Raw genomic sequence first — 12,677 nt, 5'->3', positions numbered from 1 at the left:
TGCGTTCGCAACCCCTCTATTTGTTTTATCGGCATGAACCGCTCAGGCGAGGCCGCCGATATGGAAGGATTTCATTTCGAGATATTCCTCGATGCCGGCCTGCGCGCCTTCGCGGCCGAGCCCCGATTGCTTGACGCCGCCGAAGGGCGCGACCTCGGTCGAGATGGCGCCGGTGTTGAGGCCCACCATGCCGAATTCGAGCGCTTCGCCGACCCGCCAGGCGCGCTTGAGGCTTTCCGTATAGAAATAGGCGGCGAGACCGTAGGGCGTGCCGTTGGCGATGGCGAGCGCTTCCTCCTCGGTCTCGAAGCGGAAGAGCGGCGCGACCGGACCGAAGGTCTCTTCGCTGGCAAGCTGCATCTCGGTGGTCGCGCCGGTCAGCACCATCGGGGCTGTATATTGCCGGCCGGCCGGCAGCTCCGGTCTTCTGGTGACGATCGCGGCACCCTTGGCGAGCGCATCGTCGACATGGCGGTTGATCTTGTCGATCGCCGCCTCGTTGATCATCGGCCCGATCGCAATGCCCGTTTCCGTTCCCGGGCCGACCTTCATCCTGTCGACACGGGCCGCGAGCTTTTCGGCAAACGCGTCATAGACGCCGGCCTGGACGAGAATGCGGTTGGCGCAGACGCAGGTCTGGCCGCCATTGCGGAATTTCGAGACGATCGCGCCCTCGACGGCGGCATCGATGTCGGCATCGTCGAAGACGATGAAAGGCGCGTTGCCGCCGAGTTCCAGGGAAAGCCGCTTGACGCTGTCGGCGGCACCCCGCATCAACAGCGAGCCGACGCGGGTCGAGCCGGTGAAGGAGATCTTGCGGACCGCCTCATTGGCCATGATCTCGTTGCCGATCCCGGTCGGCATGCCGGTGACGATGTTGATCACGCCGGCCGGAATGCCGGCCTTTTCAGCAAGCCAGCCGATGGCGAGCGCCGAAAACGGGGTGAATTCCGAGGGCTTGATGACGACGGTGCATCCGGCGGCAAGCGCCGGTGCCACCTTGCGGGTGATCATCGCATTCGGAAAGTTCCAGGGTGTGATGATGCCGCAGACGCCAACCGGCTCCTTCAACACGACGATACGGCGGTCCGGCGTCGGCGAGGGGATGGTGTGGCCGCCGATACGGCGGGCCTCCTCGGCAAACCATTTGACGAAGGAGGCGCCGTAGCGGATCTCGCCGCGCGCCTCATCAAGCGGCTTGCCCTGTTCCGTGGTCAGGATCAGCGCCAGATCCTCGATATGGTCAATCATCAGCGCGTGCCAGGCCTCCAGCAGCGCGGCGCGCTCGGCATGGGTCTTTTTCTTCCATGGACCATAGGCAGCCTCGGCGGCTTCGATCGCGGCGCGCGTTTCGGCGGCTCCCATGTCGGGCACCGTGCCGATGACCGTCTGCGTGGCCGGATCGGTGACCTCAACGCTGTTGCCGGATGCGGCGGCAATCCATTTTCCGCCGATGAGCGCCTGTTGCCGGAAGAGGCCGGCTTCCTTCAAGTTCTGCATCTGTCTATCCCCGATGAAGACGTTACAACTGAGCGAGAATGGAGGCGGTGATCGCCTCGGTCCTGTCCTTGCCCGGGACCGTGCCGATGCCGCAGGCGGTGGTCCATTCGATCGCCTTGATGATGGCGCCGGCGGCGGCTTTCTCGCCGAGGTGATCGAGCATCATGGCACCGGACCAGATGGCCGCGATCGGATTGGCGATGCCGAGATGGGCGATGTCGGGGGCCGACCCATGCACGGGTTCGAACATCGACGGCGCGCTGCGATCGGGATTGATGTTGGCGGAGGCGGCAAAGCCCAGCCCGCCCTGGATGGCGGCGCCGAGATCGGTGAGGATATCGCCGAAGAGATTGGAGGCGACGACCACGTCGAGGCTTTCCGGCGCCATCACCATGCGCGCCGCCATGGCATCGATGTGATAGCTCGTGACCTCGACATCGGCATATTCATCGGCCAGCTTGCGGGTGATCTCGTCCCAGAAGACCATCGAAAATTTCTGCGCGTTCGACTTCGTCACCGAGGCGAGCTTGCCGCGGCGGGCGCGCGCCTGTTCGAACGCGAAGCGCAGGATGCGTTCGACGCCCGTCCGGGTGAAGATCGACGTCTCGACGGCGACCTCGTCCGCCATGCCCTGATGGACGCGGCCGCCGGCGCCGGAATATTCGCCCTCGGTGTTTTCGCGGATGCAGAGGATATCGAAGCCTGCGGATCTCAGCGGACCCTGCACGCCGGGCAGCAGCCGATGCGGGCGGATATTGGCATATTGCACGAAGCTCTTGCGGATCGGCAGCAAAAGGCCGTGCAGCGACACCGAATCCGGCACCTCCGCCGGCCATCCCACAGCGCCGAGCAGGATGGCGTCGAAGCCGCGTAGCGTCTCGATGCCATCGGCCGGCATCATCGTACCCGTCTCTTTGTAGAAGGCGCAGGACCAGGGAAATTCCTGGCCATCGAGGGTGAAGCAGGCCTTGTCGGCCGCCTTCTGCAGCACCGACCAGGCGGCTGCGGTGACATCACGCCCGATGCCGTCGCCGGGAATGAGAGCGATCCGATGGGTTGTCATGGCGATATCCTCCTCAAAGGCTGATCAAGACGCTCTTGCTCTTGCGGTTGGCGTGATAGGCCTCGCGGCCGAGATCCTTGCCGATGCCCGACTGCTTGTAGCCGCCGGTCGGGAGGATATGGTCGCGCGAGCGGTTGTATCGGTTGACCCAGACCGTCCCGGCCTGCAGGCGGCGGGTCAGCCGGATTGCCCGCGAAAGGTCCCGGGTGAAGAGCCCGGCGGCAAGGCCGTAGGTCGGATGGTCGGCCAGTGCGAGCGCCTCTTCCTCGTCCCGGAAGGTCTGGAGCGTCAGCACGGGGCCGAAAATCTCTTCGGTAATGGCGGGCGAATTCCGATCGATCCCGGCGATCAAGGTTGGCCCGTAGAAATAGCCGGGCGCTTCCATCGGCATGCCACCCGTCAGGCATTCGCCGCCGGCCTCGACCGCCGCCGAGACGATCGAATGAATGCGGTCTTGCTGCCTTTCGGAAATGATCGGCGAATATTGCGCCGCGCCATCCCAGGTCGGGGCGGTAGCCGCTATCTTCATCCGGGCGACGAGCGCCTCGACGAGCGGGGCGGCAGCACCTTCCTCGACGATGAGGCGGGAGCCCGCGATGCAGGCCTGGCCGGCATTGCTCATGATGCCGGCGGCAATCGCAGCCGCCGTCCTGTCGAGATCCGCATCGGTGAAAACGAGCTGCGGGCTCTTGCCGCCAAGCTCTAGCGTCATCGGCTTGACACCGGTGCGGGCGATATTTTCCATGATCGCCGATCCCGCGCGCGTCGAGCCGGTGAAGCTGACCTTGCCGATATCGGGATGTCCGGTGATCGCCGTGCCGGTAACAGGACCATCGCCCAGCACGACATTGATCAGGCCGGCGGGCAGGCCGGCGCGAAGCGCGAGTTCGGCAAGCCGAATGGTCGAGAAAGGCGTGATCTCGGACGGCTTCAGAACCACGGCATTGCCGGCGGCGAGCGCCGGGCCGAGCTTCCACGCCGCCATCGATACCGGAAAATTCCACGGCGTGATCGCGCCGACGACCCCATAGGGCTCGGTCATGATCATGCCGAGATTGCCGTCGTCGGTCGGCACCAGATCGCTGCCTTCCTTGTCGGCAAACTCGGCGAAGAAGCGGATCTGTTCGGCGGAGACCGCGATGTCGCCTTCCACCAGATGGCCGACGGGGCGGGTCGACGACAGCGCCTCCAGCCTTGCGAGCTCGGGCGCTTCCTGCTCGATCAGATCGGCCCATCGGTGCAGCACCTTCAGGCGCTCGCGCGGGCGAATGCCGCCCCAGTTGCTGTCTTTCAGCGCGGCCTTCGCCGATTGAACGGCATGGTCGACCAGATCCTCGCCGGCAACGGGGCAATCGGCATAGGCCTTGCCGTCGGATGGGCGGCGCATGGGAATGACGCCCTCGGCCGGGATGAGGCGATCTCCGATGAGATGGCCGATGGGAAGGGAAATTCTGTCGGGATCGAAACTCAGGGTCATGGCAATACCTCGGATCACTGAAACGAGGCTAGCCGAACGGGCGAAGTAGCTTGATCCGATGAGGGCGGGGAGGGCAGCGGAAAAACCCGTTCTGCCGCCGCCCGGCAGCTTATTGTTTTGCGTCCCGATGAGCATGGTGGCATCGGAACGCGGAGGCCCTCTCACGCCATGACGGTGACGTAGATCTTGCGGACCGTCTCGATGGTCTTCCAGACGCCGACGAAACCGGGCTTCATGACGAAGCTGTCGCCCGCCTTGTAGACGACGGGATCCCCGCCTTCGGGCGTCAGTTCGACGACGCCGGAGAGGATGTGGCAGAATTCGAAGGTCTCGCCTTTGATCGAGCGGGTGACGCCGGGCGTGGCCTCCCAGACACCGGTGTGGATCATCTCGCCGCGCGCGATATCCTGCGCCCAGGTCTTGAATTGAGGGTCGCCGGAGATCAGCCGCTCGGGAAGCGGCACGTTTTCGCGCGGCGCAAAGGAAGGGTTGGGATCGATGGTCTTGAGAAGCGGCATGGAGTTTTCCTTTCGAGGTTGAACGTGTCAGTAGCCGCGACGGCGGTCGATGAGGCCGACCGGATCGGATCCGGCGCGCACCCGCTTGATGTTTTCGGCAACGGCGCGGGCGGCGGTCTGGGGCTGGGTGACGCTCGCGACATGGGGCGTCAGCAGGATGCGCGGGTGGCCCCAGAAGGCGTGGTCCGCCGGCAGCGGTTCGGGATCGGTGACGTCGATCACAGCGCTGGAGAGATGGCCGCTGTCCAAAGCCGCAATCAGCGCTTCATGATCGAGCTGCGGCCCGCGGCCGGTATGAATGATCGCCGCGCCCCGCGGCAGGCGGCTGAAAAGATCGGCATTGAGAAACCCGCGGGTTTCATCGGTCAGCGGCAGGAGGCAGACCAGGATATCGCTCTCGGCAAGCATGGCCTTGAGGCCGGCATCTCCGGCGTGGCAGCTCACCCCCTCGATATCATGCCGGGATCGGCTCCAGCCCGACAGCGCAAAGCCGAAAGGCTTCAGCCGCTCGAGCACGGCCCGGCCGAGAACGCCGAGGCCGAGCACGCCGATGCGGCGCTCCGAGGCCTGAAGCTGCGGCAGAGCCTGCCAGAGCCGGTCGCGCTGCTGGCCGATATAGGCGGGCAGGTTGCGGTGGAGCGCCAGCGCGGCAAGCGTCACATATTCCTGCATCATCCGCACGATGCCGTCTTCGACCATGCGCACCATCTTCACGTGATCCGGCACCTCGGCGATCTGGAACTGGTCGACCCCGGCGCCGATGGAAAACAGCACTTCAAGATTGCGGTAACGAGAGAGGTCAGACGGGACCGTCCAGGTGATCAGGTAGCGCACCGCCTCGGGATCGACGGTCGCGGGGTCCATCGAAAAATCCAGATCCGGCAGTTCGCGCGCGAAGATCTCCTGGAATATTGCGCCGCGGCGGGCATCGGAATTGAAGAGAAAGGTCATTATCTTCATCCTTTCAGTCTTGCCGAGGTCAGGCGCGGCAGCGGGCGGCGAGCGCCTCAACCATCGCCTGGCAGGCAGCGAGTTCGCTCGTCAGAATGAACTCATCGGGCTTGTGGGCGCGGGCAATATCACCAGGACCGCAGATGATCGCATCCACGCCCGCGCGCTGGTAGAGACCGGCTTCGGTGCCGTAGCTGACGGCTGCGAGCGGCGCTTTGCCGGTTAGTTCCCCGAGGAGACCGGCAAGCGGTGCGGTCGGCGCGAGCGAGAGGGCCGGATAGGCGCTCAGTATTTCCCATTCGACGGCAAAGCCGCGTGCCTTCTCCGCTTCCGCCGCGTCGCGCACGAGAGCAAGCAGGGAGACGGGATCGATGCCGGAGATTGCGCGCGCCTCCACTTCCAGCGTGCAGACTTCAGGAATGATGTTGACGGCCTGACCGCCGCTGATCGTTCCGGCCTGCAGGGAGGAATAGGAAGGCTCGAATGCGCCGTCGAACGGCCCTTGCGTCAGATCCTTTGCCGTTGAAATTGCCGCATTGAGCACGTTCGCCATGGCATGGACCGCGTTGAGACCGAGATCGGGCCGGGAAGAATGGCCGGAGCGGCCCTTGATGGTGATGCGCGCCGCGGCCTTGCCCTTGTGGGCGAGGATCGCCTGCATGCCGCTCGGTTCGCCGATCACCGCGCCGAGGGGCGGCGCGCAGAGATCGGGCAGCCTTGCAAGGAGATGAGGCACGCCGCGGCAGCCGGCCTCCTCATCATAGGAAAAGGCGAGGTAAATCGGCCGGGCGAGGGGGCTTGCCGTCAACGCCGGCACGGCGGCAAGGGCGGCGGCCAGGAAGCCTTTCATGTCTGACGTGCCGCGGCCATAGAGCCGCTCCCCTTCGGCTCTCAGCACGAAGGGATCGGCGCTCCAGCCGGCTCCCCTGGCGGGGACGACATCCATATGGCCGGAGAGGATGTAGCCCGGCCTGTCGGCGGGGCCGATGGTCGCGAAGAGATTGGCGCGGTCGCCCTCGGGCCCGGGAAGAATATGCGCTTCGATCCCGAAGGAGCGGAGATAGGCCGCGATCCAGCCGACGATGGCGCCATTGGGTGTGCCGACGACGGAGGGAAAGCCGATGAGCTTTTGGAGGATCTCGACTAGCGGCATGGAAGAGCTGTGGGCGCTGACTTGAGAAGACATTCCAACCTCTTGCGTGAAGGACGAGATCGCCGACTGGACTCTTTTCCAGGACGCGAGGCTTTAGATGCCGAAAGCTTCGCTGATTTGGTTGATTGTTGCGCCGGCATCGAATTGACCAGCGATTTCTGCTGGCGGGTTTCCTATAGTCTGGCTGGGAGGAGACGTCGGATTCTGCGTTTGGCCGGCGTTGTCATGGGGATCAATTTCTGGAGGACGCGCGTGAGTGCTGGGAAATCGAGACTGGTCGACAGCTTCGAGATGCGCATCGCCGACATCAATACGGTCGATCTCCAACAGTTGCATACGCTCTCGATCGGTGTCGGCTGGCCGCACCGCGCCGACGACTGGCAATTCGTCCGCGAGCTCGGCAAGGGCGTGGTGGCGCTTGACGAAGCGGGCCGCGTTTTGGGCTCCGCCATGTGGTTTCCCTATGGCAGGGATTTTGCCACGATCGGGCTCGTCATCACCTCGCCGCGCCTGCAGGCCCGGGGCGCCGGCCAATGGCTGATGGATCACGTTCTGAACCAGGTTCCCGAAGGCAATTGGGGCCTCAACGCCACGCGGGCGTCGCGACGGCTTTATCGCTCCCTCGACTTCACCATGGAAGCCGTCGTCTCCCAATGTCAGGGCGAGGCATCCTTGCCCCCTGAGGCGGAGACACCGCCCGGCGCCGAAATCCGGCCGCTCGGCATGGCCGACCTCGCCGCCATCGCCGCGCTTGATGCACAGGCCTTCGGCGCGGACCGTACCGCACTGCTCAAGCAGACTCTCCCCGCTTCCAGCGGCCTCGGATTGTTCCGGGACGGAAAGCTCGAGGCCTTCTCCTTCTGCCGGCGGTTCGGCCGCGGGCACGTCATCGGCCCGGCGGCGGCCGCCAGCGATGCGGACGCCATCGCCGTCATTCGCCCGCATGTCGCGGCGCATGCGGGCAAGTTCCTCCGGCTCGACACGCGCGAGAAAAGCGGAGCCTTTTCCGACTTCCTCTCCCATTGCGGTCTTGCCGTCTTCGACACCGTCACCACCATGTCGCGCGGGCGCCCCTGGCCGGAAGTCCGCGAACGCCGCCCCGCCGGCACGCCGAAAATATACGCTTTGGCCGGTCACGCGCTCGGCTGAACTGGAAAAGCCATCCCATGGCAAGGGCTGGCCTTTGGTCTTTGCTGTGTTAACTAGTTGTCTGGTGATTTTCCGTCGACCGTACAGTTCGCGAAGAATCCGATATTCCATGCGTGCGGGGAGCCGAATGAGCAACAGACAGCAGAAGCAGGCCGAAATACCTTTGTCGCCGATGGCTCAGGCGTCGCCGGAGCGACGGAGATCCCTGGCGATCGGGCTTCTGCGCGCGCGCGAAGCAGTCATGAGCCACTTCCGGCCGATCCTGGCGGCGCACGACGTCACCGAGCAGCAGTGGCGGGTGATCCGCGTGCTCTCCGAAGCGGGAATGCTCGATGCGAGCGAGGTGGCGGACAAGGCTTCGATCCTGGCGCCGAGCCTGACGCGCATGATCCGCTCGCTTGAGGAGCGCGGTTTCATCACCAAGCACAAGGACAAGGCTGACGGCCGGCGCGTGCTGTTGCGCATCACGCCGGCGGGGCAGGCCATGGTGGACGAGGTCATGCCGGAGAGCCTGAAGGTCTATGCCGATATCGGCGCCCGCTTTGGCGCCGAGCGGGTCGAAGAGCTCCTGGATATGCTCGACGAACTGGCGGCGTTGAGGCTCGAAGGCGCTCCGGAGGGTGAGGAATAGGCCCTCTTAATTAATGTGTTAAAGATATGATTGACGATCGGACCGGCCTGTTGCAGTCTTTAGCGATGCTGACACTGTTGGGAGGCAGAGTTGGACCTGTTGCAGAACCGCAGCCTTGTCGATCGCACATGGTCGCCGACACCCTACGATCAGTGGGCGGACGACCTTCATAACATCTGCGGGAATTTCAACGCGCATACGATGGAGCGCGGCGACAAGGTGATCGGCACGGCAAGCCGCATCGACGTGTGCGGCATGGAATTCGCCCATGTCTCCAACGATCTCGATTATGTCCATCGCGGCTGGGACGACATTCGCCGCGATGCGCACGAGCATCTGTTCCTGATCATGCAGCTCGAGGGCGCCTGCGGCGTGGAGCATTCCGGCCGGCAGAACATCCTCGACGTCGGCGAATGCATCCTCGTCGATTCCACGCGCCCGACCACGTTCTTTTTCCGCGGCCACTTCTCCAATCATCTCTCCCTGCATCTGCCGCGGCAGTTGATGTATTCGGGCAGCAAGGTGGAATTCGACGTGGGCCGCAAGCTTTCGGCCGGCGATCCGATGGCGGTGATGCTGCGCGCGCTGATCGCCAAGATGATGACGACGCCGGAAAGCGAGGCGGCCTCGCCGCATCTGCGCCAGCTGATGTTCGACACGACTCGCCAGGCATTTCTGTCGACCGACATCCAGACCGCAAGCCTGAATTCCCTGCATGACAGCGCCGGCAGGCGCATGCAGATGGTCGATATACTGATCGACAAACACCTGACCGACAGCGATCTCAACGCAAAATGGCTGGCGACGCGGCTCGGTGTATCGATCCGCACGCTGCAGCAAGATTTCCACTGCATGGGCATGACCTGCACCACCGTCATCCGCGACAAGCGCCTGCGCTTCGCACGCGAGAAGATCGAGCAGTTGAAGGAGCAGCGCAACGCGACGACCATCGCCGAGGTCGCTTATTCCGCCGGCTTCAACGACATTTCCTATTTCAATCGCAGCTTCAAGGAGCTGTTCGATTGCGCCCCGAGCGAGCTGCTTCGTTCCGGCGAACCGGTGCAGAAGATGATCTGAAGCGCAATCTGCGCTTCCGTCCAAGCCGCGGCGCGTTTCTCCCCAAGACGGCTTTTCCAGCGAAAGTCATAGTTCTCCTCGATCTCACGGGAGGAGAATATCGTGAAGCAGTCTACCCTGCTCATCAGTGGCGAAATCGTCGCCACGACCGATCATGCGCCGGTCACCAACCCATCGACCGGCGAAGTCGTCGGCTATATGCCGCTTGCCCAGGAGGCCGATCTCGACAGGGCCGTCGCCGCCGCCGCCGAAGCCTTCAAAGGCTGGTCGCGGACGTCGAACGAGGAGCGGGCAGCGGCCTGCCGGGCGATCGCGGAGAAGATCGGCGAGCATGCCGAAGAACTGGCGCAGATCCTGACCCGCGAACAGGGAAAGCCGCTCAACGGTCTCGGCTCGCGCTTCGAAATCGGCGGCGCGCTCGCCTGGACGCGGCATACGGCCGAACTCGATCTGCCGGTCGAAATCCTGCAGGACGACAATGAGGGCCGTGTCGAGCTGCACCGCAAGCCGATCGGCGTCGTCGGCTCGATCACGCCGTGGAACTGGCCTGTGATGATCGCCTGCTGGCACATCATGCCGGCGGTGCGCGCCGGCAATACCGTCGTCATCAAGCCGTCGCCCCTGACGCCGCTTTCGACCATTCGCCTCGTCGAGATCATCAACGAGGTGCTGCCGGCCGGCGTCGTCAATGTGATCACCGGCGAAAACAGCATCGGCGCCGCCCTTTCCGCCCATCCGGGCATTGCCAAGATGACCTTCACCGGCTCGACCGAGACCGGCAAGAAGATCATGGCCTCGGCGGTGGCCACCTTGAAGCGGCTGACGCTGGAGCTCGGCGGCAACGATGCCGGCATCGTGTTGCCCGACGTCGATCCGAAGAGCATCGTCGAGGGCCTGTTCTGGGGCGCCTTCATCAACAACGGCCAGACCTGCGCGGCGCTGAAACGCCTCTACGTGCATGACAGCATCTATGAGGAGGTCTGCACCGCACTTGCAGACTATGCCGGCAATATCGCCATCGGCGACGGCCTGGACGAGGCAAGCATCCTCGGCCCGGTGCAGAACGAATTGCAGTTCAACAAGGTGCGCGATCTCGTCGACGATGCGCGCGCAAAGGGCGGCCGCATCCTGACCGGCGGCGCGCCGCTGGACCGGCCCGGCTATTTCTACCCGATCACGCTCGTCGCCGATGTCGACCACGGCGTCCGGCTGGTCGACGAGGAGCAGTTCGGCCCGGCTTTGCCGATCATCCGCTACAGCGATCTCGACGAGGTGATCGCCCGTGCCAACCAGAATCCGGCCGGCCTCGGCGGCTCGGTCTGGTCTGCCGATGTCGAGAAGGCGAAGCGCTATGCGATGCAGCTTGAATGCGGTTCGGTCTGGATCAACAAGCACGGCGCGATCCAGCCGAACGCGCCCTTCGGCGGCGTCAAGCAATCCGGCATCGGCGTCGAATTCGGCGCCGAAGGGCTGAAGGAATTCACGACGATCCAGACGGTGCTGAGCTGAGCCATGACGACTTACGATTACATCATCGTCGGAGGCGGATCCTCGGGCTGCGTGCTGGCCAACCGCCTGTCGGAAAACCCGGCGCACAAAGTGCTCCTGATCGAGTCCGGCCGCCGCGACGCCGATCCGTGGATCCATATCCCTGCCACCTTCTTCAAGGTGCTGGGCAAGGGGATCGATATCCATCCCTATGCATCGAACCCCGACAAAGGGCTGAACGGCCGGCCGAGCATCGTGCCGCAGGGCAATGTGCTTGGCGGCGGCAGCTCGGTCAACGCGATGATCTATATTCGCGGCCATCGCAACGACTACGACACCTGGTCGCAGATGGGCTGCCAGGGCTGGTCCTATGACGACGTGCTCCCGGCCTTCCGCTCGCTGGAAAGCAACGAGCGGCTGAACGGCCAATTCCATGGCAAGAAGGGCGGCCTGCACGTCTCCGATCCGCGCCACCGGCATCCGCTGAGCGAGGCGTTCGTCAAGGCGGCGACCGAAATCGGCATTCCCCATAATGACGATTTCAACGGCGCCGATCAGGCCGGTGTCGGCTTCTATCAGAGCACCACCCATGGCGGCCGGCGCTGGAGTTCGGCCCAGGCTTTCCTGCGCGAAGCGGAGAAGCGGCCGAACCTCACCGTGCTGACCGAGCGCAAGGTGGCGCGCGTCCTGTTCGAGGGTCAGAGGGCCGCCGGCGTCGAACTGCTCGACGGCACGACTTTCAAGGCGTCGCGCGAAATCGCGCTCACATCGGGCGCCATCGCCACGCCGAAGATCCTGCAATTGTCCGGTATCGGCGACGGCGCGCATCTTTCCTCGCTCGGCATCAAGGTCGTCGCCGACCTGCCGGGCGTCGGCGCCAACTATCAGGATCATCTCGAAGTGCCGGTGCAGGGCGAAACGCACGAACCGATCTCGATCCTCGGCCATGACAAGGGCCTGCGCGCCGCCGGCCACATGCTGCGTTACCTGACATCGCATCGTGGGCTGCTGTCGTCCAATGTCGTCGAATGCGGCGGCTTCGTCGATACCGCAGGCACCGGCCAGCCGGATGTGCAGTTCCATGTGTTGCCCGTGCTGATCGGTTTCGTCGACCGCGAACCGGAGCCCGGCCATGGCCTCAGCATCGGGCCATGTTATCTCAGGCCGCGGTCGCGCGGCTGGATCAGGCTGAAGAGCGCCGATCCCAGGGAGCAGACGGATTTCAACGCCAACCTGCTCTCCGATCCCGCCGATATCGAAACCCTGGTGCGCGGCGTCGAGACCGCGATCCGCATCCTCGATGCGCCGGCCCTTGCCAAGCTGGTCAAGCGCCGCGTGCTGCCGAAGCCCGGCGTCGAAAAGGATCCGGAGGCGCTCCGCGATTACATCAGGCAGTCGGCCAAGACTGTGTTTCATCCGGCGGGAACGGCGCGCATGGGCCGCGCCGACGATCGCATGGCCGTCGTCGGACCCGACCTCAAGGTGCCCGGCGTCGAGGGGTTGCGCGTCTGCGACGCCTCGGTGATGCCGACGCTGGTCTCGGGCAATACCAACGCGCCGACGATGATGATCGCGGCAAAGGCCGCAGCATTCATGACAGGAAAGGCGATTTCCGGCTGAGCCCGGCATCGCCCATCGCACTACCCCGTGGGGAGCGGGGCAACAACTGG

The 12,677-nt window shown here is 64.4% G+C and carries 11 protein-coding genes; 5 read left to right on the top strand and 6 right to left on the bottom strand.

Translation table 11 applies throughout. The features are described from left to right. Positions 1–42 precede the first annotated feature (42 nt). From ATY77_RS02655 to argE, 6 genes are all read right to left on the bottom strand, one after another. Positions 43–1,500 (bottom strand): NAD-dependent succinate-semialdehyde dehydrogenase, encoded by a 1,458-nt coding sequence (locus tag ATY77_RS02655; protein ID WP_088685957.1) that lies wholly within the window; start codon positions 1,498–1,500, stop codon positions 43–45. 22 nt (positions 1,501–1,522) lie between these two features. Beyond that, the gene (locus tag ATY77_RS02650; RefSeq protein ID WP_088685956.1) at positions 1,523–2,563 is read right to left on the bottom strand and encodes a tartrate dehydrogenase; all 1,041 of its coding nucleotides are present in this window, start codon (positions 2,561–2,563) and stop codon (positions 1,523–1,525) included. Positions 2,564–2,576: 13 nt separating this feature from the next. After that, a complete protein-coding gene (locus tag ATY77_RS02645) occupies positions 2,577–4,040 on the bottom strand; it encodes an aldehyde dehydrogenase family protein (protein WP_088686246.1) in 1,464 nt (487 codons plus the stop codon). Positions 4,041–4,201: 161 nt separating this feature from the next. Beyond that, a complete protein-coding gene (locus ATY77_RS02640) occupies positions 4,202–4,558 on the bottom strand; it encodes a cupin domain-containing protein (protein WP_088675860.1) in 357 nt (118 codons plus the stop codon). A gap of 27 nt (positions 4,559–4,585) precedes the next feature. Further along, positions 4,586–5,509 carry a glyoxylate/hydroxypyruvate reductase A gene (locus tag ATY77_RS02635; protein WP_088686245.1) on the bottom strand — a complete coding sequence of 308 codons (924 nt, stop codon included), beginning with the start codon at positions 5,507–5,509 and terminating at the stop codon, positions 4,586–4,588. A 28-nt stretch (positions 5,510–5,537) separates the two neighbouring features. After that, positions 5,538–6,662: an acetylornithine deacetylase gene (argE, locus tag ATY77_RS02630; protein WP_088685955.1), complete on the bottom strand. Its 1,125-nt coding sequence runs from the start codon at positions 6,660–6,662 to the stop codon at positions 5,538–5,540. A 225-nt stretch (positions 6,663–6,887) separates the two neighbouring features. On the opposite strand from argE, the gene ATY77_RS02625 reads away from it, so the two are divergent. From ATY77_RS02625 to ATY77_RS02605, 5 genes are all read left to right on the top strand, one after another. Further along, on the top strand, positions 6,888–7,811 hold the full coding sequence (locus tag ATY77_RS02625; protein ID WP_190237578.1) for a GNAT family N-acetyltransferase: 924 nt from the start codon (positions 6,888–6,890) through the stop codon (positions 7,809–7,811). A 172-nt stretch (positions 7,812–7,983) separates the two neighbouring features. Next, on the top strand, positions 7,984–8,442 hold the full coding sequence (gene hpaR / locus ATY77_RS02620; RefSeq protein ID WP_245314294.1) for a homoprotocatechuate degradation operon regulator HpaR: 459 nt from the start codon (positions 7,984–7,986) through the stop codon (positions 8,440–8,442). Positions 8,443–8,532: 90 nt separating this feature from the next. Next, a complete protein-coding gene (locus tag ATY77_RS02615) occupies positions 8,533–9,519 on the top strand; it encodes a helix-turn-helix domain-containing protein (RefSeq protein WP_088685953.1) in 987 nt (328 codons plus the stop codon). 102 nt (positions 9,520–9,621) lie between these two features. Further along, on the top strand, positions 9,622–11,028 hold the full coding sequence (locus ATY77_RS02610) for an aldehyde dehydrogenase family protein (RefSeq protein WP_088685952.1): 1,407 nt from the start codon (positions 9,622–9,624) through the stop codon (positions 11,026–11,028). A 3-nt stretch (positions 11,029–11,031) separates the two neighbouring features. After that, positions 11,032–12,627, top strand: a complete 1,596-nt coding sequence (locus ATY77_RS02605; RefSeq protein WP_088685951.1) for a GMC family oxidoreductase N-terminal domain-containing protein — start codon at positions 11,032–11,034, stop codon at positions 12,625–12,627. Positions 12,628–12,677 lie beyond the last annotated feature (50 nt).

The organism is Rhizobium sp. R634 (genome assembly GCF_002211305.1).
Classification (GTDB): domain Bacteria; phylum Pseudomonadota; class Alphaproteobacteria; order Rhizobiales; family Rhizobiaceae; genus Rhizobium.
This window is presented reverse-complemented; position numbering and strand designations above follow the sequence as displayed.